This is a genomic window from Falsiroseomonas sp. E2-1-a4 (assembly GCF_051433165.1).
Taxonomy (GTDB): Bacteria; Pseudomonadota; Alphaproteobacteria; order Acetobacterales; family Acetobacteraceae; genus Falsiroseomonas.
In genome coordinates, this window is the sequence record NZ_JBHMFS010000013.1 from 137955 (window position 1) to 158300 (window position 20346).

General features: G+C 70.3%; 21 protein-coding genes. 15 read left to right on the forward strand and 6 right to left on the reverse strand.

Annotated features, from left to right (window positions below; all coding sequences use genetic code 11):
* Position 1: 1 nt before the first annotated feature.
* Together ACFHNC_RS15595 and ACFHNC_RS15600 are read right to left on the reverse strand one after the other, a co-directional pair.
* On the reverse strand, positions 2 to 184 hold the full coding sequence (locus tag ACFHNC_RS15595) for a hypothetical protein (protein ID WP_437170148.1): 183 nt from the start codon (positions 182 to 184) through the stop codon (positions 2 to 4).
* Positions 185 to 358: 174 nt separating this feature from the next.
* Positions 359 to 1789 (reverse strand): class I adenylate-forming enzyme family protein, encoded by a 1431-nt coding sequence (locus tag ACFHNC_RS15600; protein WP_437170149.1) that lies wholly within the window; start codon positions 1787 to 1789, stop codon positions 359 to 361.
* Positions 1790 to 1850: 61 nt separating this feature from the next.
* Here ACFHNC_RS15600 and ACFHNC_RS15605 point away from each other — a divergent pair, with 61 nt between their 5' ends.
* The 3 genes from ACFHNC_RS15605 to ACFHNC_RS15615 all read left to right on the forward strand — a co-directional run bounded on the left by ACFHNC_RS15605 (position 1851) and on the right by ACFHNC_RS15615 (position 4832).
* Entirely contained in the window at positions 1851 to 2624 is a 774-nt protein-coding gene (locus ACFHNC_RS15605) for an enoyl-CoA hydratase/isomerase family protein (protein WP_437170150.1), read from the forward strand.
* A gap of 101 nt (positions 2625 to 2725) precedes the next feature.
* Positions 2726 to 4324 (forward strand): ABC transporter substrate-binding protein, encoded by a 1599-nt coding sequence (locus ACFHNC_RS15610; protein ID WP_437170151.1) that lies wholly within the window; start codon positions 2726 to 2728, stop codon positions 4322 to 4324.
* A 37-nt stretch (positions 4325 to 4361) separates the two neighbouring features.
* On the forward strand, positions 4362 to 4832 hold the full coding sequence (locus ACFHNC_RS15615; protein ID WP_437170152.1) for a Pvc16 family protein: 471 nt from the start codon (positions 4362 to 4364) through the stop codon (positions 4830 to 4832).
* A 1-nt stretch (position 4833) separates the two neighbouring features.
* Here ACFHNC_RS15615 and ACFHNC_RS15620 read toward each other — a convergent pair whose 3' ends face one another.
* Complete coding sequence (locus tag ACFHNC_RS15620; protein ID WP_437170153.1) at positions 4834 to 5514, reverse strand: orotate phosphoribosyltransferase; 681 nt, start codon at positions 5512 to 5514, stop codon at positions 4834 to 4836.
* Positions 5511 to 6788, reverse strand: coding sequence for a Zn-dependent hydrolase (locus ACFHNC_RS15625; RefSeq protein WP_437170154.1), 1278 nt, complete (start codon positions 6786 to 6788; stop codon positions 5511 to 5513). Before ACFHNC_RS15625 ends, ACFHNC_RS15620 begins: the two co-directional genes overlap by 4 nt.
* Positions 6789 to 6890: 102 nt before the next feature.
* On the opposite strand from ACFHNC_RS15625, the gene ACFHNC_RS15630 reads away from it, so the two are divergent.
* The 11 genes from ACFHNC_RS15630 (at position 6891) to ACFHNC_RS15680 (ending at position 16368) form a co-directional block, all read left to right on the forward strand.
* Positions 6891 to 7913 carry a hypothetical protein gene (locus ACFHNC_RS15630; protein WP_437170155.1) on the forward strand — a complete coding sequence of 341 codons (1023 nt, stop codon included), beginning with the start codon at positions 6891 to 6893 and terminating at the stop codon, positions 7911 to 7913.
* Positions 7914 to 7919: 6 nt separating this feature from the next.
* The gene (locus tag ACFHNC_RS15635; RefSeq protein ID WP_437170156.1) at positions 7920 to 8723 is read left to right on the forward strand and encodes a dihydroorotate dehydrogenase electron transfer subunit; all 804 of its coding nucleotides are present in this window, start codon (positions 7920 to 7922) and stop codon (positions 8721 to 8723) included.
* Entirely contained in the window at positions 8717 to 9646 is a 930-nt protein-coding gene (locus ACFHNC_RS15640; RefSeq protein WP_437170157.1) for a dihydroorotate dehydrogenase, read from the forward strand. Before ACFHNC_RS15635 ends, ACFHNC_RS15640 begins: the two co-directional genes overlap by 7 nt.
* On the forward strand, positions 9646 to 9963 hold the full coding sequence (locus tag ACFHNC_RS15645) for a non-heme iron oxygenase ferredoxin subunit (RefSeq protein ID WP_437170158.1): 318 nt from the start codon (positions 9646 to 9648) through the stop codon (positions 9961 to 9963). The genes ACFHNC_RS15640 and ACFHNC_RS15645 overlap by 1 nt, the downstream gene beginning before the upstream one ends.
* A gap of 1 nt (position 9964) precedes the next feature.
* On the forward strand, positions 9965 to 10885 hold the full coding sequence (locus ACFHNC_RS15650) for a LysR family transcriptional regulator (RefSeq protein ID WP_437170159.1): 921 nt from the start codon (positions 9965 to 9967) through the stop codon (positions 10883 to 10885).
* Between the two features lie 149 nt (positions 10886 to 11034).
* Complete coding sequence (locus tag ACFHNC_RS15655) at positions 11035 to 11751, forward strand: PIG-L deacetylase family protein (RefSeq protein ID WP_437170160.1); 717 nt, start codon at positions 11035 to 11037, stop codon at positions 11749 to 11751.
* A gap of 2 nt (positions 11752 to 11753) precedes the next feature.
* A complete protein-coding gene (locus tag ACFHNC_RS15660; RefSeq protein WP_437170161.1) occupies positions 11754 to 12962 on the forward strand; it encodes a CaiB/BaiF CoA transferase family protein in 1209 nt (402 codons plus the stop codon).
* Positions 12959 to 13960: a Bug family tripartite tricarboxylate transporter substrate binding protein gene (locus tag ACFHNC_RS15665; protein ID WP_437170162.1), complete on the forward strand. Its 1002-nt coding sequence runs from the start codon at positions 12959 to 12961 to the stop codon at positions 13958 to 13960. The genes ACFHNC_RS15660 and ACFHNC_RS15665 overlap by 4 nt, the downstream gene beginning before the upstream one ends.
* A gap of 4 nt (positions 13961 to 13964) precedes the next feature.
* Positions 13965 to 14951 (forward strand): Bug family tripartite tricarboxylate transporter substrate binding protein, encoded by a 987-nt coding sequence (locus ACFHNC_RS15670; protein ID WP_437170163.1) that lies wholly within the window; start codon positions 13965 to 13967, stop codon positions 14949 to 14951.
* Positions 14948 to 15826: an amidohydrolase family protein gene (locus ACFHNC_RS15675; protein WP_437170164.1), complete on the forward strand. Its 879-nt coding sequence runs from the start codon at positions 14948 to 14950 to the stop codon at positions 15824 to 15826. Before ACFHNC_RS15670 ends, ACFHNC_RS15675 begins: the two co-directional genes overlap by 4 nt.
* 56 nt (positions 15827 to 15882) lie before the next feature.
* Entirely contained in the window at positions 15883 to 16368 is a 486-nt protein-coding gene (locus ACFHNC_RS15680; protein ID WP_437170165.1) for a septal ring lytic transglycosylase RlpA family protein, read from the forward strand.
* Between the two features lie 40 nt (positions 16369 to 16408).
* Here ACFHNC_RS15680 and ACFHNC_RS15685 read toward each other — a convergent pair whose 3' ends face one another.
* Positions 16409 to 16927 carry a TspO/MBR family protein gene (locus ACFHNC_RS15685; protein ID WP_437170166.1) on the reverse strand — a complete coding sequence of 173 codons (519 nt, stop codon included), beginning with the start codon at positions 16925 to 16927 and terminating at the stop codon, positions 16409 to 16411.
* Positions 16928 to 17102: 175 nt separating this feature from the next.
* On the opposite strand from ACFHNC_RS15685, the gene ACFHNC_RS15690 reads away from it, so the two are divergent.
* Positions 17103 to 18785 carry a Na/Pi cotransporter family protein gene (locus ACFHNC_RS15690; RefSeq protein WP_437170167.1) on the forward strand — a complete coding sequence of 561 codons (1683 nt, stop codon included), beginning with the start codon at positions 17103 to 17105 and terminating at the stop codon, positions 18783 to 18785.
* A 7-nt stretch (positions 18786 to 18792) separates the two neighbouring features.
* Here the strand turns inward: ACFHNC_RS15690 and ACFHNC_RS15695 are convergent, their stop codons facing one another.
* Entirely contained in the window at positions 18793 to 19989 is a 1197-nt protein-coding gene (locus ACFHNC_RS15695) for a M23 family metallopeptidase (RefSeq protein ID WP_437170168.1), read from the reverse strand.
* Positions 19990 to 20346 lie beyond the last annotated feature (357 nt).

The following is a 20346-nucleotide window of genomic DNA, read 5'->3' on the forward strand; positions in this document are numbered from 1 at the left end:
GCTACGCCGCGCGCGTCGCCGAACCCATGCCGCCGGAACGGCCCGGGGCGATGGCCGAGGACATGGTCTGCCGGCTGATCTCCGCCAGAAGCGCCCAGACCTTGTGCGGGTCCATGCGCGTTTCGGGGTCATTCAGCAGGCGGTCCAATTCCGCCATTTTCTGGTCTAATTCACGCTCAGTCATCGATTGCATTCCTGCAGATGGCAGCGCGCATGCGGCACTGCGGCATGATGGCAGGAACGTGCCGTATCGGGCTCGGGTTGCTCCACCGCGCCACATCACGATCGCGCGACAACAGGATCGATCCGACAGTGAACGCAAAAACGATAAGCCTTTTTTAATTTCTTCGCTTTGCGGTCAGCTGCGCGTGTCGAGGCCATCCCCCTTGCCGGTCGGTAGCGCAAATTTCTGGATGCGCTGGCTCGGCGTGCGCGGGAATTCCTGCACCAGCGCCAGGTAGCGGGGGCGCTGGTAGCGCGCGAGGCGCGGGGCGAGCCAGGCATCGAAGGCGGCCAGATCCAGTGTGGCGCCCGCGCGCGGTTGCAGGAACAGCTTGATCTCTTGCTCGCCGATCTCGGCGGCGACACCGATCATGGCGCAATCGGCCACGTCGGGGTGCTGGCTCGCGATGGTCTCCACCTCCCACGCCGCCACATTCTCCCCCCGCACCCGCACGCTGTCGGTCATGCGGCCGTGAAAGAACAGATTGCCGGCGGCATCGAGGCTGCCGGAATCGCCGGTATGCAGCGCGCCGTCGCGCAGCGCCTTCGCCGTGGCTTCCGGGTTGTCGAGGTAGCCCTGGGTCAGCGCCAGCCTCTCCCTGGCGCGGACCACGATCTCGCCCCGGATGCCGGGCGGCAGCGCCTGGGCCGCCTCGTCCACCACCGAAACCTCGAACCACGGCATGGCGCGGCCAACCGAGCCCGGCGTTCCATCCGCATTGAAGGTGGAGAAGGAGGACGCCTCCGTCATGCCGTAGCATTCGCGCAGCGCCATGCCGAAGCGTGCCTGCACCTGGGGCCAAAGCTCCGCCGGGCAGCCGCCGCCCCAGGCGGTGCGGATGTTGTGGGCGCGCTCCGCCGGCGAGGGGTCCTGCTTCAGCAGGATCTGCAATATGCCGCCGAGATAGTGCAGATGCGTGGCGCCCGCGGCGATGACCTCGCCCCAGAAGCGGCTGGCGCTGAAGCGCGGCACCAGATGCAGCACCGCGCGCCGCAGCAGCGGCAGCACCACCATCTGCACGCCGCCGATATGGTGCAGCGGTTCCCACATGAACATCACATCGCCATCCCGCGCATCCGCCACCAGTGCCACGCCCTCGCCCGCCAGGCGCAGCATGCGGTGGGAGACGCGGACGCCCTTGGGCGGGCCGGTGGTGCCGGAGGTGGTGCAGATGGCGAAATCCTCCGCCGGCCCGGGCGGCGCCTCGTGGAAGCCGCCGGGGGCGCGCAGCCCCGCGGCCTCACCCTCCCGCAGCACCAGCCTGGGCCGGGTCAGGGACAGGATGTGCTGCAAGCCGGCGCCGGTCTGCTGCGGGTTCAGCGGCACCCAGACGATGCCGGCCTTGGCCATGCCAAAGATCAGAGCCAGGGATTCGAGCGCATTCGGCAGCACCGCCGCCACCCTGTCCCCCCGCGCCACGCCGCGCGCGCGCAGCCCGGCGGCCAGCGCATCGCTGTCCGCATCCAGGGCCGAAAGCGTCAGCGTGGCCTCCGCCGTGCGGGCGAAGACGCGCTCCGGCTCCGCCGCCACCGCCGCCCGCAGCAATTCAAGAAAGCCCTCGGACACTTTGATCGCACCCTGATTGCGGCTATCCGCTTGGGTAACGCCGCCGCCAGGCAGGAGCAACATGTCCGAGACCGCCGAAGACCATGTGCTGGCCACCACCGAATCCGGCCTCCGCATCATCACCCTGAACCGCCCGAAGCGCCTGAACGCCTGGGACGCGCCGATGCGCGCGCGGCTGCTGGCGCTGCTGGCGGACGCCGCAGCGGATGCGGAGGTGCAGGCCGTGGTGCTGACCGGGACCGGCGAGCGCGCCTTCTGCGCCGGCCAGGATCTGAACGAGGGCAAGAATTTCGACGGCGACCGCGCCGAGGGCTGGATCGAGGAATGGCGCGCGCTGTACGGCGCCATCCGCGCCTTCGACAAGCCGATGGTCTGCGCGCTGAACGGCCTGGCCGCCGGATCCGCCTTCCAGGTCGCGCTGCTGTGCGACATCCGCGTCGGCCATGCCGGGTCGAAGATGGGCCAGCCGGAGATCAATTCCGGCATCGTCAGCGCCACCGGCTTCTGGATCATCCGCGAGATGCTCGGCCTGTCGCGCGCGACGGAACTGGTGCTGACCGGCCGGATGATGGAGGCGGAGGAATGCCACCGCCTGGGCCTGCTGCACCATCTGGTGCCGGCGGATCAGGTGCGCCCCACCGCGCTGCGCATCGCCGCCGAGCTGGCGGCCAAGCCGAAGCTCGCCTTCCGCCTGAACAAGCAGCGGTTCCGGGAGGTGACTCAGCCCGGCTTCGACGACACCTTCGCCGCCGCCCGCCGCCTGCACCGGGAGGCGTTCAGTGACGGCGCGTCCCAAAAGGTGATGCAGCGCTTCCTGGACCGATCGCCGGGCTGAACCCCCCTGCGATGCTGCATCGCGGCAACAGTGATGCGCTGGACAGAATGCGGGTGGCTCGCCCATCCTGCCGCCCTGCCAAGACAGGGAACAAAGGCACAATGTTGCGTACAACCACCCGCATGACGCTGCGCGGCGCCCTCGGCGCGCTGGCGTTCGGTGCGCTGATCACCGGCCCGATGCTGGCCGCCGCGCCAGCCGCGCAGGCCGCCACCTTCACCTGGGCGACCGCCAACGACATCCTCGGCCTCGACCCGCACGCCAACAACCATGGCGTCACCAACGCCATGAAGTCCAACGTGTATGAGCCGCTGGTGCGGCGCGAGCCGAATGGCGCGCTCTCCCCGGCCCTGGCCGAGCGGTGGGAGATGACCTCCCCCACCACCTGGCGCTTCCACCTGCGCCGCAACGTGAAGTTTCATGGCGGCGAGGCCTTCACGGCCGCCGACGTGGTGCACGCGGCGGAGCGTGTGAAGCAGAACGACATGGCCTATGTCGTGCAGTCGGTCGCCGCGGTGCGGGCCATCGACGACCACACGGTGGAATTCGAGACGCGCGGCCCGAACCCGATCCTGTTGCAGGATCTGACGCTGTTCTTCATCACGTCCAAGGTGTGGATCGAGGCGAACAACGCCATGGCCGTGGCGCGCGCCGGCCAGCCGGGTGCGACAAGCACCTTCCCGCAGCTCAACGCCAATGGCACCGGCCCCTTCCGGGTGACGGAGCGCCTGGCGGATGAGCGCACCGTGCTGGTGCCGAATCCGGATTGGTGGGACCAGGCGCAGCACGGCATCACCCGCGCCGTGTTCCGCCCGGTGGCCAGCGCGCCGACCCGCGTCGCCGCCATCCTGTCGCGCGAATTGGACGCGATGTACCATGTGCCGTTGCAGGATGTGCCGCGCGTATCCCAGGCGCAGGGCCTGCGGCTGATCCAGGGCCCCACGGCGCGCACCATCTACTTCGCCTTCGACGTGAACCGCGCCGAGAATGCCGATGCGCCGGGCACGCCGAACCCGCTGCGCGACGTGCGCGTGCGCCGTGCCATGTACCAGGCGATCGACATGGGCACGATCACGCGGGTGATCCTGCGCAACGCCACCGTCGCCTCCGGCCTGCCGATCGGCACCGCCATCAGCGGCTTCGTCGAGGCGCAGAACCAGCGCCTGCCCTTCGATGCCGCCGCCGCGCGCCGCCTGCTGACGGAAGCCGGCTTCCCGAACGGCTTCGCCATCACGCTGAGCTGCCCGAACAACCGCTACGTGAATGACGAGGCGATCTGCCAGGCCGCCGTCGGCATGTTGCAGCGCGTCGGCATCCAGGCGCGGCTGGAGAGCATTCCCTTCGGCCGCTTCCTGCAACGCGGCGCGAACAAGGAATACATGTTCTACCTGCTCGGCTGGACGCCCGGGAATTTCGACATCACCAATCCGGGCCGCGAATTGCTGGGCGAGGGGTCCTTCAACTGGGGCGGCTTCCAGGATGACCGCATGGCCGAATTGCTGCGCCAGATCGCGGTGGAGACGGACCAGGCGAAGCGGCAGGACCTGGCGGGCCAGTACTGGGCGCGGTTCCAGGAACTGCTGCCGATGATCCCGCTGCACCAGGAGCCGCAGATCTTCGCCGTGCGCGACACGGTGGCGGAACTGCCGCTGCGGGCGAATGAGGATCTGGAACTGCGCCACGTCCGCATGCGTCGCTGATCCAGACAGCATCCCACAGTACGGCGGAGACAGGGCGATGACAGGCCAGGACAAGACCACCTCCATCGCCGAGGCCTCCGCCGCGCTGGTGGCGCTGCTGCGGGACCGGGTGCAGCCTTCGCGCCCGGTCATGCTCTCCCCGGCGGAGGGGGCGGAGGGTATTGCGCTGCGGCTGCTGCATCTGCGCCCGGATGCACGGCTGGCCAATAACCGGCCGCTCGGCTTCGACCCGGACGGCACCCGCGCCGCCCGGCCCGGCCTGGGGCTGGAGCTGATCTACCTGCTGACGGCGGAGGATGGGGACGAATTGGCAGCCCAGGCCGCGCTCGGTGCGGCGCTGGCCGTGCTGCATGGCAGCCCGGTGCTGGAGATGCCATCTGGCGCAAGGCTCACCGTGAGTCTGGCGCCGGCACCGCTGGCGGAAATGGCGATGGCCTGGACCGCCTTGCGGGAGACGTTGCGCTGCGGCGCTCTGATCGTCGTCTCCGGCGTGGAACTGGCCGCCTGACCTAACCCGGCGCCGCCAGCCCGCCATGGGCGGCGGACCAAGCGAAGGGGTCGGCCAGGTAGCGGCGCAGCTCGGCCAGCGCCGCGGGCGGCAGGGCGGCGCGGGCTTCGGCCTCGGGCAGCACGTCTTCCCAGGTGGCCAGCGCGAACAACTTCGCACCGACATCGGCGATGTCGGTCACGACGCGGTCGAAGATGCCCCATTTGAACAGCACGAAGATTTGCGTGACCTCCGCCCCCGCCCGCGTCAGGGCGCGGGAATAGCCGGCCTTGCTGCGGCCATCGGTGGTGACATCGCTGACCAGCAGCGTGCGCGCGCCGGGCCGCAGCGCGCCTTCGATATGCGCGTCCGCGCCGAAACCCTGCGCCCGCTTGCGGACAGTGACGAAGGGGAGATGAAAACGTTCGGCCAGCATGGCGCCGATGGCGATGCCGCCCTGCTCGGTGGCCGCCACCGCGTCGAAGCCATCGAAGCCGACTTCCGCCAGGATGCGGTCCTCGGCGCCTGCCAGCAGCGCGCGGCGTGCCAGGGGAAAGGACAGGGCGCGCGGCATGTCGAGATAGGCCGGGCTGGCCCAGCCGGAGGACAGCATGAAGGGCCGATCCGGCCGCAGCAGGATGCTGCCGGTGTCCAGCAGGATGCGCGCCGTGCGGCGGCCGATCTCTTGCTCCATCCCGGTCATCGTGAAACGGCCTCCGCACCGTGCAGCAGCAGGGCCTGCAGCACCGCGGCGCCTTCGAGAAAATCATCCATCTCCATCGCCTCCCGCGGGTTGTGGCTGCCGTGCTCGTTGCGGACGAAGACCATGGCGCTGGGCACGCCGGCGTTGGCGAAGATCGCCGCGTCATGGCCGGCGCCGCTGGCCAGCACCTCATGCGGCATCTGGCCTTCCGTGCAAAGCCGCTGCGCCAGGGCCAGCAGCCGCGGGTCCATCACGGCGGGCGGGGTGCGGACGGCTGGGCCGAGCTCGATCCGCACGCGGCGCTCGCGCGCGATCTCAGCGGCTTCCGATTCCGCCAGTTCGAGGAAATCCGCCAGCGTCGCCTCGCTCTCGCTGCGATACTCAAGGCTGAAGCGCACCTCCCCGGGCACGCGGGTCATGGCGTGTTCGCGCGGGTCGGTGGTGAAGATGCCAAAAGTCATCACCAGATCCTCGCCACGCTCCAACAGCGTGCGCCAGCTTGCGTCGAGCCGCATGGCGAGGTCCGCCGCCCCCAGCACCGCATCCCGCCGCAGCCAGCGCGGCACCGCGCCGGAATGCGCGGCCTCCCCCACACAGCGGGCGGCGGGGTGCCGAAAGTTCCCGCGGATGCCGGAGACGAGGCCGACGGGCACGCCGCGCGCCACCATCACCGGCCCCTGCTCGATATGCAGTTCCACGAAATGGGAAATCCTCGCGGGGTCCAGCAGCTTCTGGCGGGCCGCGATGGCGGCGGTATCCGCGCCCTCACCGGCCATGGCGTCGCGCAGCGTCCGGGCGGAGTCCTGCAGGCCGGGCAGGTCGAGCCATTTCGGGTCGAAGGCGCCGAACAGGGCGGAGGAACCGAGGTACGGCCGGCCGAACCAGGCGCTCTCCTCCCCCCGCAGCACCAGCAGCATCAGGGTTCGCAGGCGCGGGCCTGCACGTTGCGCGCCCAGCAGCGCCAGAAGCCCGGCGATCACCCCTGCCGTGCCGTCGAAATTGCCGCCTTGTGGCACGCTGTCCAGGTGCGAGCCGCAGGCGGCGGCGGGCAGGGACGGGTCGGTGCCGGGCAGGGTGATGTGGAGGTTGGCGGCGGCATCCCATTCCGTGGTCAGCCCGGCTTGCAGCGCCAGCTTCTCGATCCGCCGCATCGCGGCCGTCTCGGCCAGGCTGTAGGTCTCCCGCGTGATGCCGGTGCCGTCATGGTCCGCCGTGCGCAGGTCCTCGAAGATGCGGCGGGCCAGATCGGCAAGGTCGGGGGCTATACGATCCATGCCGGCAGGCTTGCCCAGGGTGGCGCAGGTGGCAACCCATAAGCCCTTGGCATTCCGCCCGCGCCGCCCCACCATCGCGGCGCACACTGGGCCGGGCGCCGCATGGACAACGACGATTTCCTCATCCTCCGAGCCGGCGAAGCCGAGGGGCTGGTCGCTCCGGAGGAGGCGCTGGACGCGGTTGAGGAGGCCTGGCGCGAATACGGCCAAGCCCGCCAGGTGCTGTCCGACCCGCCCAGCCTGCGCCTTGCCACGGCAGGCGCCCAGTTCCGGGTGAAGGGCGCCGTGCTGCCGGAATCGGGGCTGGCCGGCTTCCGCCTGCTGTCGGAAGGCGAGGCGGCGCGAGACTGGTTCTGGATGGCGGACACCAAGGGCCAGCCGCTCGCGCTGATCGAGGCGTCCTGGCTGCGGTCGCTGCGCACCGCCAGCACGGCGGCGCTGGCGGCCAAGCTGCTGGTGGCGCCGGGCGTGACGGATGCGGCGGTGATCGGCGCCGGCCGCATCGCGGGCCACCTGCCGGCGGCGCTGGCCCTGGCCCTGCCGGGCCTGACCACGCTGCATGTCGCGGCACGGCGGGCGCAGGCGGTGGAGGCCTTCTGCGCCGGCCACAAGGGCGGCCTTGCCGTGCTGCCGGCGGCCAGCCCGGCGGAGGCTGCGGCCCGGGCCGGGCTTGTCATCACCGTCAGCAGCGCGGAGGCGCCGGTGATCCGCGCGGCCGATCTGCAACCGGGCGCCACGCTGGTCGCGCTGGGGCAGGCGGATGTGGATGCGGATGTGCTCGGCTGGGCCGGAGCGTTCTTCGTGGACAGCACCGATTTCAGCCGGCCCGGCGGCAATCTGGGGGCCTGGATCACCAGCGGCGCGACCACGGAAATGGCGCTGGCGCGGAAGGTGGGGCCGGATCTCGGGCTGGTGGCGGCGGGGCTGGCGCCGGGGCGGGGCGACGCCTCGCAGAACGTGCTGGCGGTCTTGCAGGGCATGGCGATCGGGGATTTGGCGCTGGCGGCGCTGGCCTGGCGCAAGGCGCGGCTGCGCCGGCTCGGGCTGCGCTTCGGGCTGGGGGAGGCGCCTTCCGCGCGCTTCCGCGGGCCGACGCCACGGCGCAACCGCAGCCTGCTGCGGTAACGCGGCATGCATCCGGTGGTGGAGGCGGCGGCGCGGGTGGTGGACAGTACGCCGGTCGGGCGCCGCTACCACCGGCTGCTGCTCGACGCGCCCGAGCTTTCCGCCGCCAGCCATCCGGGCCAGTTCTTTCACCTGTTGTGCCGGGACGGGGCAGGCAATGGCCCCTATCTGCGGCGGCCGATGAGCATCTGGCGCTGCGGGGCGGGCCGAAATCTCGGCTTCCTGCTGCATGTGAAGGGCCGCGGTACGGCGGCGCTGGCGGCGCTGCGGGTGGGGGACCGGCTGTCGCTGCTCGGGCCGTTGGGGCAGGGGTTCCGGCTGGAGCCGGGGTGGCGGCGCATCCTGATCCTGGCGCGCGGCGTCGGCCTCGCCACGCTGGCGCCGCTTACGGAAGCCGCCGCGGCGCGGGGCATCGCGGTGCAGGCGGTGCTGTCGGCGCAGGCGCCGGAAGACCTGATGGCCGCGGAATTTTCCGGTGAGTCCGGCGCCGCCATCACCGCGGTGTTCGACAGCGACGGCAGCAGCGCGGTGCCGGCGGTGGAGGCGTTGTTGCGGGCGCAGTTCGCGGGCGCGGCGCGGCCGGATGCCGTGTTCACCTGCGGGTCGAACCGGCTGTTCCTGCTGCTGCAACGGCTGGCGGCCGAATATGGCATTCCCGGGCAGATCGCGCTGGAACAGCAGATGGGCTGTGGCCTCGGCATGTGTTTCTGCTGCGTGCGGCAGATCCGGGCGCCAGATGGGCAGGTGCAGAATTTGCGCGTCTGCGCGGAGGGGCCGGTCTTCGACCTGCAGGCGGCGCTGGCATGGTGAACATGGCGGTCCGCATCGGTGGCCTGGTGCTGGCCAATCCGGTGATGCCGGCGTCGGGCACTTTCGGGCCGGAACTGGCGCAGGTGTTTGACTTGAACCGGCTCGGCGCGCTGGTCACCAAATCCGTCACGCCGCAGTACCGGGAAGGCAATCCGCTGCCGCGCCTGTGCGAGACCGAGGCGGGCGTGCTGAATTCCATCGGCATCCCTGGCAAGGGGCTGGCGCATTTCTGCGAGCACGCGATGGCGGAATGGCGCCGCTTCACGCCGCCGCTGGTGGCCTCACTCTCAGCCGATTCAGTGGCGGCCTTTGCCGAAGCGGCGGCCAGGCTGGCGGCGACACCCGGCGTGGCCGCCATCGAGGCCAACATTTCCTGCCCCAATCTGGAGGAGGATGGCCGCGCCTTCGCCATGCACCCGCACTCCGCCGGCGCTGCCATCGCCGCCATGCGCGCGGCCTGCGCGCTGCCGCTCTGGGCCAAGCTGTCGCCCAACACGGCGGACATCGCCGCGGTCGCGCGGGCGGTGGAGGAGGCGGGGGCGGATGCGGTGGTGGTGGCCAACACAATTCTGGGCCTCGCCATCGACATCGAGCGGATGGCGCCGAAGTTGGGCGCGGGGATGGGCGGGTTTTCCGGCCCGGCCTTCAAGCCGATTGCGCTGCGCCTGGTCTGGCAATGCGCGCAGGCGGTGCGGATTCCGGTGATTGGCGTGGGCGGCATCGCCAGCGCGGAGGATGCGGTTGAATTCCTGATGGCCGGTGCCAGCGCGGTGCAGGTGGGCACAGCAAGTTTTGTGAGTCCGAACGCCATGCTCGGCGTGCTGGAGGGGCTTGAGGCCTTCTGCACCCGGCGCGGTTTTTCGCGCGTGAGCGACCTGACCGGCCTCGCCCTGCCGGGGCGGCTGCGGCCGGCGGCGGAGTGATGCTGCGCCTGTGCCCGACCACCCACGTGCCGGAAGGCGAGGGCCGCAAGGTGGAAACGGCGGAGGGCGACTTCGCGGTGTTCAACCTCGGCGGCGTTTTCTTCGTCACGCAGAATGCGTGCAGCCACGGGCCGGGCCATCTGGGTGAGGGCCGCGTGCTGGGTGATGAGGTGGAATGCGCCGCCCATGCCGGCCGCTTCGATATCCGCACCGGCCGCGCCACCGCGGAGCCCTGCTGGGAACCGCTGCTGGTCTGGGACGTGACGATCGACGCGGGCCAGATCTGCATCGTGCTCGACCAGGGGCGCACGGCCTGAGATGGCGGTCGATTTCCTCGGGCTGGAAGCCTTTCTCTCGATCGCGGAGCGCGGGTCTTTCCGCAAGGCGGCGGCGCATCTGAACCTGTCACAGACCGGGCTGTCGCATCGCATCCGCAAATTCGAGGAAGCGCTGGGCTGCCGCCTGCTGGCGCGCACCACCAGGCAGGTGACGCTGACGCCGGCAGGCCTGGAACTGGCAGGCCGGGCGCGGGGGCCGGTGGAGGCGCTGGTCGCGGTGCTCTCCGAATTGCGCGCCGGCGCCGGGCGGGGCGAGGAATCGGTGACCATCGGCTGCCTGCCGACCATCGCCGTGCACCACATCCCGCGCCTGCTGGTGGAATTCGCGCGGACCCATCCGGCGGTGATGGTGAAAGTCTTCGATCACTCGGCCAGCGAGATCGCCGATGGCGTGGCGCGCGGCGATGCGGAGTTCGGCATCACCATCGTGTCGGCCAATCGGTGGGACCTGGATATCGTGCCGCTGCTGACCGAGGCCTTCGTCGTCGCCTGCCCCGCCGCGCATGAGTTCGCGACCCGCCCGCATCTGTCCTGGGCCGATCTGGAAGGCCGCCCGATGGTGCGCGTGGCGCCCCATACCGGCAACCGCGCCCTTTTGGACGAGGCGCTGGGCGCCAGGCGGGATGCGATGGATTGGCGGTATGAGGTGCAGCATTTGGCCACCGCCATCAGCATGGTGGAATCCGGCCTGGCACTGGCGGTGGTGCCGCGACTGGCGGTTGATGCCAGCGGGTCTGCCGGCGTGGTGGCGGTGCCGCTGCGCGATCCGGGGGTGCTGCGGCGGTTGGGCGTGGTGTCCCGCCGCGGGGTGCCGCTGTCTCCGGCGGCGGAGGCGATGCTGGCATTGCTGCGCCGGCATTTCCGGACGCGGCCGAAGGACAAGGTGGCGCCTGCCGCTTGAGACGGGCATTCCGTGCGCCAAGGCCGCGGAGCGGCCGCCCGGCGCTGACGGTATGCACAAAAGGGCATAGTCACGCCGTTCTTTCCATTTGTCGCATCCGGCGGCGGGGGCCATTCTCCGGCCCAACCGTGCCAGCCCCGAGGAATCACATGCAAAAAACCGGTCTCGTCATCACCGCCCATCCGGGCGATTTCGTCTGGCGCGCCGGTGGCGCCATCGCGCTGCATGCCAAGCGCGGCTACCGCATGAAGATCCTCTGCCTGTCCTATGGCGAGCGCGGCGAAAGCCAGTTCGCCTGGAAGGAGAAGGGCGCAACGCTGGAATCCGTGAAGGCCGGCCGCAAGGCGGAGGCCGAGGCGGCCGCCGCCGTGCTCGGCGCCGAGATCGAGTTCATGGATGCCGGCGACTATCCGCTGGTCAACACGCCCGCGATGCTCGACCGCGCCATCGACATTTTCCGGGATTTGAACCCCAGTTTCGTGCTGAGCCATGCATTGAAGGACCCGTACAACTTCGACCACCCGGACGCCGCGCATTTCGCCCAACAGGCGCGCATCATCGCCCAGGCGATGGGCCACAAGCCGCAGGCGGACTACACCTATTCCGCCCCCGCCATGTTCCTGTTCGAGCCGCACCAGCCCGAGCAATGCGACTTCAAGCCGGATGTGCTGCTGAACATCTCCGAGGTCTGGGAGACCAAGTTCAAGGCCTTCCAATGCTTGCCGGCGCAGAAGCACCTCTGGGCCTATTACGAACGTGTCGCGCTGAATCGCGGCATGCAGGGCGGCCGCAATTCCGGCAAGCCGATGGTCCATGGCGAGGCCTATATGCGCCTGTTCCCGCAGGCCCTCGAAGAGCTCGTCTGAGGATGAGCGGGCCGCTCGATGGGCTGCGCGTGCTGGACCTGTCCTCCGTCGTCGTCGGCCCGGTCTGCACCGGGGTGCTGGCGGAACAGGGGGCGGAGGTCATTAAGCTGGAAAGCCCGGAGGGCGACCTGCTGCGCAAGCTCGGCGGCAAGGGACGCACGCCGGGCATGGCGGGGAAGTTCCTGAACTTCAACCGCGGAAAGCGCTCCATCTGCCTGGACCTGAAGCATCCGCGCGCCAAGGCGGTGCTGGCGCGCATCGCGGCGCGCTGCGACATACTGGTGACCAACATCCGGCCGGAGGCGCAGAAGCGGCTCGGCGTGGATGCGGTGACCATGGCCGAAAAATTGCCGCGGCTGATCCATTGCTCCATCGTCGGTTTCCGCACCGATGGCCCCTATGCCGGCAAACCGGCCTACGACACGGTCATCCAGGGCGTCTCCGGCATCGCCGGCTGTTTCGAGGCCAGCACCGGTGAGCCGCGCTATGTGCCGATGCTGGTCGCCGACCATGTCTGCGGCCTGATCGCCGCCCAGCAGATCGGCTTTGCCCTGTATCGGCGGGAAAAGACCGGGCGCGGCGAGAGCCTCGAAATCCCGATGTTCGAGAACATGGCGGCCTTCGTGCTGCAGGAACATCTCGGCCCGATGTCCTTCCGCCCGGCGCTTGGCCCGCCGGGCGACCAGCGGGTGCTGAGTCCGGAGGCGCGGCCCTTGAAGACCTCGGACGGCTTCATCGCCGTCTCCGCCAACACCGACGCGCAGGCGCATGGCTTCTTCCGCGCCATCGGCCGCCCCGAACTCATCGAGGACCCGCGCTTCGGCAAGGTCGCCGCCCGCACCGCGCATACCAAGGAATACTTCGCGCTGCGCGCCACCGCGCTGGTGGGCAAGACCACCGCCGAATGGCTTGCGCTGTTCACCCAGCATGACGTGCCGGCGATGCCCTACAACACCCTCGAATCCCTGCTGACCGACCCACACCTCCGCGCCACCGGCATGGTGCGGGAGGAGGAGCACCCGACCGAGGGTGCGACCTTCGCCATCGGCGCGCCCAACATTCTGTCCGGCGGCATGGCACCGAGCCTGCCCGCCGCGCAGCGCCTCGGCGCCGCGGGGCCTGACGTGCTGGCCGAGGCCGGATTGTCGGACCAGGAAATCAACGAATTGACGCGCGAAGGCGCGCTGATCCAAGCGGAGGAAACCCCATGACCAGCCCGCATCTGCCACGTCGCGCATTGCTCGCCGGCGCCGGCCTGCTCGCCACACCCATTCTTGCAACCCCGGGCATCCTGCACGCCCAGGGCAATTGGCCCGAACGGTCGGTGCGGCTGGTGGTGCCCTTCACCCCCGGCGGCAGCACGGACATCCTGGCCCGCGCCATGGGCGCGGAATTGCAGGAAGCCTTCGGCCAGCCCTTCGTGGTGGAAAATCGCGCCGGCGCCGGCGGCACGCTGGGCAGCGAGATCGTCGCGCGCGCGGCGCCGGATGGCTACACGCTGATGATGGGCCATATCGGCACTCTGGCGGTGAACCCGTCCCTCTACCGCAACCTGTCCTATGACACCGTCACCTCCTTCGCGCCGATCGTGCTGGTGGCCAATGTCGCCAACATCCTGGCGGTGAACACGCGCAAGCTGCCGATCACCAATGTCCAGGAGCTGATCGCCCGCGCCAAGGCGGCGCCGGGCACCATCACCTATGGCTCCGGCGGCAACGGATCCGCCGCGCATACCGCCGTGGTGGCCTTCTGCCTGGCGACGGGGATCGAGCTGGTGCATGTGCCCTATCGCGGCACCGGCCCGATGATGAACGACCTTATCGGCGGCCAGATCGACATGACGATGACGGGCGGCCCGCCCATCCTGCCGCCGGTGCGCGCCGGCCTGCTGCGCGCCATCGGCGTTTCCTCCCTGACGCGGCTGTCCAGCGCCGCGGATATCCCGACGCTGGATGAGCAGGGCGTCACGGGCTTCGATGCGGTGCAGTGGTATGGGCTGGTGGCCCCCGCCGGCACCCCGCGCCCGATCATCGACCGCATCAACCAGGCCAGCACGCGGGCGCTGCAAAGCGAGAAGCTGAAGCCGCGCCTGGCCGCCGAGGGCGCCGATGCCGCGCCGGGCACGCCGGAGCAGTTCCGCGACCTGATCATCGCGGAGCGTGTGCGCTGGGGCGACGTGATCCGCCGCGCCAATGTGACGAATGAATAGGCGCATGATGCACCTCACCCGCCGCGCCGCCCTTGGCGCCGCCTTGGCGCTGCCGGCAATCGGCACCGCCCGCGCGCAATCCGCCCCCTCGGCCTGGGCGCCGCAGCGCCCGATCCGCATCGTCGTGCCGTTCGGGCCTGGCGGGGTCGCGGACCTCACGGCGCGGGCGGTGGCGCAGCGCATGGCCGAACGGCTGGGCCAGCCGGTGGTGATCGACAATCGCCCGGGCGCCGGCGGCATCGTCGCCGGGCAGCAATTGATGGCTGCCCCGGCGGATGGGCATACGCTGCTCGTCGCCTCCAACGGCACCGCGATCAGCAAGGCGCTGTTCCGGCAATTGCCCTTCGATCCGCTGACGGATTTCGCCCCCGTGGTCACCATGGGCGCCTTTCCCATCGCCATCGTGGTGGCGCCGAATTCGCCGGACCGGGATATTGCCGGGCTGCTGGCGCGGCTGCGGGCCAATCCGGGGCGGCTGAACATCGGCAGCATCACCGCGGGCAGCACCCAGAACCTGTCGGCGGAGCTGTTCAAGATTCGCTCCGGCACGCAGTTCGAGACCATCGCCTTCCCCGCCACGCCGGCGCTGACCACGGCGGTGATCCGCGGCGATGTGGATGCGGCCTTCGAGATCAGCGGCCCGATCATGGGCCAGATCCGGGCCGGCGCGCTGCGCGTGCTGGCCGTGACCTCCGCGACGCGGGCGGAGAACCTGCCGGATGTGCCGACGCTGACGGAGGCCGGGGTGCCGGATTACGACGTCGCCAGTTGGAACGCCCTGGTCGCCCGCACCGGCACGCCGCCCGAGGCCATTACCGCCCTCAACGCCGCGGTGAATGAGGCGCTGGGCAGCACCGAATTGCGCGTGGCGCTGACCCAGGTGGGCGTGGAGCCGCGCGGCGGCACGGCGGCGGCGATGGGCGAACTGCTGCGCGCCGACACCGCACGCTGGACGGAAGTGATTGAGAAGGCAGGGATTCCCCGTCAGTGAAGAAAGAGATTCCCACCTGCAAGGGCCCGGACCCGGATACCCGCGCCCCTCGCCTGGTGCTGCCGCCCGGCGCCTGCGACGCGCATTGCCACGTCTTCGGCCCGGGCGCCGTGTTCCCCTACGCGGAGGACCGCGCCTACACGCCGCCCGATGCACCGTTTGAGGGGCTGGTGGCGCTGCACCGCAAGCTCGGCATCTCCCGCGCCGTCATCGTCCATGCCTCCTGCCACGGCAGCGACATGACGGTGACGCTGGACGGCATTGCCCGGTCCGGCGGCACCATGCGCGGCGTCGCGGTGGTGGAGAAGGGCGTGACGGATGCGGAACTCGCCCGGCTGCATGAAGGCGGCATCCGCGGCGTGCGCTTCAACTTCGTCCGCCACCTGGGCGGCATGCCGGAGATGGAGGTCTTCCAGCGCGTGCTGTCGCAATGCGAGGCGCTGGGCTGGCATGTGGTGCTGCACCTGGACGCGCAGGACATCGTGCCGATGGCGGAGACCATCGCCGCCATCCGAATCCCCTTCGTCATCGATCATATGGGCCGGGTGAAGGCGAAGGACGGCGTGGCGCAGCCGGCCTTCCGGCAGCTTCTGGAGTTGATGAAGAACCCCCTGGCCTGGGTGAAGATATGCGGGTCGGAGCGGGTTTCCTCGGCCGGTGCGCCCTTCCTGGATTCGGTGCCCTTCGCCCAGGCGCTACTGGCGGCGGCGCCCGATCGCTGCCTGTGGGGCACCGATTGGCCGCACCCGAACATTGCGGGCGACATGCCGAATGATGGCGATCTGGTGGATCTGCTCGGCGCGATGACGGATGACCCGACGCTGATCCGCCGGGTGACGGTGGACAACCCGGACCGGCTGTACTGGGCGGACTGACGGAACCCTTGCGGCCGCCTCGCGTCCTGTTCGGTGACAGCAGCGAGGGGGTTTCGATGTGCGGTCCAACGAAATGGCTCTCGGCGCTGACGGGGGTGGCCTTGCTCTGCGCCGTTCCCGCCGCGGCGAATCCGGAAAGCGCCCGGCCCGAAAGCGTCCGGCCCGGTGATGATACCTCCGGCCGCATCCAGCGGGGCGAGGCGTCCTTCTACCATCACCGTTTCGACGGCAGGCGCATGGCCAATGGGTCGCGTTTCGATGCGCGCTCCAACTCCGCCGCCAGCCGCACCCTGCCGCTTGGCACCATCGCACGCGTGACGAATCTGGCGACCGGGCAGTCCGCTCGGGTGCGGATCGAGGATCGAGGGCCGCGATCGCGCCACCGGATCATCGATGTCAGCCCGCGCACCGCCACCGAGCTGGGTATGCGGCGCAGCGGCACGGCGCGGGTGGAGGTGGCGCCCATCGTCGTGCCGCAGCGGGATGGCAGCATCCGGCGCCACACGCCGCCCCGGCCCGCACCAGGGCGCGCCGCGCGCTGAGGTAGAGCAATCGCCGGCGTGGTGCCGAGCAACCCGACAGCTACATCTCCGCCCGCTGGGTCAGGTTGCCGACCTCGTCGCGGCGCATCACCGGGTGCGGCCCGGGGTTCAGCCGCCACATCGTGTAGGTCAGGAAAACGGCGAAGCTGACCCAGGCCAGATAGGGCACCATCAGCCAGGCGGCGGTGGCGGAGATCGGCGCGAACAGCAGGATGCAGGCGAGGATGGCGGCCCAAAGCACAATGGCCTCGATCGTCGCCCAGCCCAGTTTGCGCAGGCCGAAGAACACCGCCGACCAGCCCGAATTCAGCACGAGCTGCCCGGCCCAGACCAGCATTGGCAGGCCCAGACCATCCTCTCGCCACACCAGGAAGCCGGCTGCCGCCATCATCAGGAACAGGAGCGACCAGGCGATCGGAAACAGCCAGTTCGGCGGGTTCCACCAGGGCTTGCGAAGGCCGGCATACCAGGCCCCCGGCTTGAAGATCGCGCCAGAGGAGGCCGCCACCATGCAGGCAGCGAGGCAGCCGACGGCGCCGAGGATGAGGGTCCAGTTCATCAGCGCAAGATGGACGCCGCCTGCTTCGGTGGGAAGGGGTTACGGAAGATCCATCACATCCCGAGGCGGTGATCCTGAACCGAAGGCCGCGATGGCTGTTTGAAACCGGCGGGGAGGGGTCTAATCTGCATTATTGCAGTTTTATGACATCCGCTTTCCGTTGGAGGTGCATCCGTTGTTGCAGGCGCTGCTACTGGTGGAACTGGCCGGTCATGCTGCGCTGCTGCTGTGGGGGCTGCACATGGTGCAGTCCGGCGTGCAGCGCGGCTTCGGGATGCGGCTGCGCCATGTGCTGGGCGTGGGCCTCGGCGGGCGCGGGCGGGCGGTGCTGGCGGGGTTGGCGATTACCGCCGCGCTGCAATCCTCCACCGCGACGGCGCTGATGCTCGGCAGCTTCGCGGCCGGCGCGGGCGTGGCGCTGGCGCCGGCGCTGGCCGGCATGTTGGGCGCCAATCTGGGCACGGCGCTGATCGTGCTGGTGCTGTCCTTCCCGACCGGCTTCCTGGCGCCGGCCCTGATCCTGGGCGGCGTCGTCAGCTTCCGGCGCGGCGCGGCGGGGCGGGTGCGGGATCTCGGGCGGGTCGCGATCGGGCTCGGGCTGATGCTGACCGCCCTGCATTTGATCGGGCAGGCGATGGCGCCGGTCGAGGCCTCGCCGGCGCTGCGCCAGGTGCTGGGGGCGATCGCTGCGATGCCGTTGCCCAACCTGCTGGTGGCGGCGGTGCTGGCTTGGGCGGCGCATTCCTCGGTTGCGGCCATGCTGTTCATCGCGGCGCTGGCGGCGTCCGGCGCGGTGGGGGCGGAGGCCTGCATCGCCATGGTGCTGGGCGCCAATCTCGGCAGCGCGCTGAACCCGCTGCTGGCCGCGATGGGGGAGGCCGGGCCAGACCGCGCCCGGCTGCGCGTGGCGCTCGGCAATCTTGCGAATCGGGTGGTGGGGGCGGCGATCGTGCTGGCGCTGCTGCCGCAGGCCGCGACCCTGCTGGGCAGCGTGACGGCCCTTACGGCGGCGCAGGCGCACCTGGCCTTCAACCTGGGCACCGCCTTGCTGGCCTGGCCGCTGCTCGGCCCGCTGGCCGGCCTGCTGCAGCGCTGGGTACCGGACCGGCCGCAGGCGGAGGATGCCGGCGCCGCCCGCTATCTGGACACTGGCGCGTTGGAGACCCCGCCGGTGGCCCTGGCGAATGGCGCGCGGGAGGTGCTGCGGATTGCCGATGCGGTGGAGGCGATGCTCGCCGCTTCCGCCGCCGCTTTCCAGGACGGCACCCGCGAGGGTCCCAAGGCGGCAAAGCGGTTGGATGACGTGGTGGATCGGCTGCATCGCCAGGTGCAGTTCTACCTGGCCCGGATTCCGCCGGAGATATTGGGGGAGGAGGAAGCACGGCGCCTGGCCGAGATCCGCGCCTTTGCCGTTTCCCTGGAACATGCGGGGGATGTGCTGGACCGCGACCTGGGCGGGCTGGCGACCAAACGCCTGCGCCGCGGCCTGGTGCTGCCCGCCGAGATCGCCGCCGAGCTGGCCGCGCTGCATCTGCGCCTGCAGGCGCAGCTCCGCCTCGCCGTCGCGGTCTTCATGCGGGAAGACGCCGAGGCCGCCCGCCGCCTGGTGCGGGAAAAGGAGGCGCTGCGGGAGGCCGAGCGTCTGGCCCTGGCCCGGATGGCGGAGGCGGCGGACCGCAGCGCGGCGGAGGGCGGCGCCGCGGCCGGGCTGCTGCTGGATGCGGTGCGCGACCTGCGCCGGATCGGCGCGCATTTCGCGATGGTGGCGCACCCGCTGCTGGAACGGCGCGGCGAATTGCTGCCCAGCCGGCTTTCCCCCGAGACACCGCTGGAGGAAAGCCTGGCGCGCGGCGACTGAGCGGGGCTCAGTCGGCGGCCAGCGCGACCTCGGTGGTGCTGGTGGTGAGGGCCGCCAGATGCTGGCCCAGGGCGAGCCGGCTGTTCTGGAAAGCAGTGAGTTCGCGGCCTCGCAGCGGGGCGCCGCCCGGAAGCGCCACGCGGGCGGGGTTCTGCGGCACCCCGGCAATGTGGATTTCGTAGTGGAGATGTGGGCCGGTCGACATGCCGGTGGAGCCCACCGCGCCGATCACCGCGCCCTGCCGCACTCGCGCCCCGGCCCGCAGCCCGCGGGTGAAGCGCGACATATGTGCATAGACGGTCTCCACCCCGCCCGGATGCTGCAGCCGCACGGTGCGGCCATAGCCGCGTTCGTATCGCACGGAGGCCACCGTACCGTCGGCCGCCGCGAAGATGGGCGTGCCGGTGGGGGCGGCGAAGTCCAGCCCGGTGTGGCGGCGGCTGTAGCCCAGAATCGGGTGGCGCCGCATGCCGAAGCCGGAGGTCAGGCGGGCGCCGTCCAGCGGGGTCCGCATGAAGCCGGCGCGCAGCGGCCGCCCATCAGCGCGGTACCAGGCGACATTGCCGTCCGGCCCGGCATGGCGCCAGACCTCAAGCAGACGCCCCGACAGGCTGAGCGCCGCATAATGCAGCTGGCCATGACCGAGCAGGTCGCCATTCGGCCCGCGCAGCCTTTCGAAAGCGACCGAGACCTGGTCGCCCGGCCGCAGGTCTCGCTGGAAATCCACCTCATGCGACAGGGCGCGGATCAACGAATGGGTGAGCGGCGCGGGCAGGCCGGCGCGGGTGAGGGCGGAGAAAACGCCGCTGGAGACCTCCGCATCGACGCGCGCGAGGTGCCGCAGCCGAGGGGTCACCACCTCCTGCACCGCCCATCCCTCATCCTGGCGTTGCAGGGCAATGGTATGGCCGGGGCGCGGTTCGATCTCGAGGCCGATAAGGATGTTATCCGCATCCAGTCGCAGCCCGACCTCCTGCCCTACGGCCAGGCGGCGCGGCTCGAACACCGGAGTAAGGGCGGCGATCGCCGCATTTGCCTCCGCGGCTTCGACGCCTGCATCCCCGAGCAGGCCCCCCAGCGTATCGCCAGGTTCCACGGTGACGATTCGCTGCGCCTCGGCAGGAGGCTCCAATGCCGTGGCGTGCGCCGCAGGGACCGCAAAGGCGGCGCAAAGGCAAAGGGCGAGGCGCAGGTTGGAAATCATACTGTTGTCATGTCCCGAGTGGTCCCGGCGGGGAACTTCTTGGGGACGGGCCGGCAAGTCAACCGAAAAGGCGGATCGGCAATGTAACGTCGGCAGCAATGTCAAGGGGTTGGGAGTTATGGCAGCCATGTGACGCCATGTACGACCCCGTGTTGACTCCCCCCGTCCTGGGCCGTAGAAGCCCCCCACCGACGACGAGCCACACGGTTCTGGTCGGGGCGCCGGAAAGGCGGGGTTGCAAAACGCGGAGAGATCCGCTAGATGCTCTCCCCCGCCGCTACGGCGACGGTCTCCTCCCTCGCAGCGATGCGGTGGTGCCGGTGGTCAGGGTTCTGGCCTCGGACGAGACATTGTTCT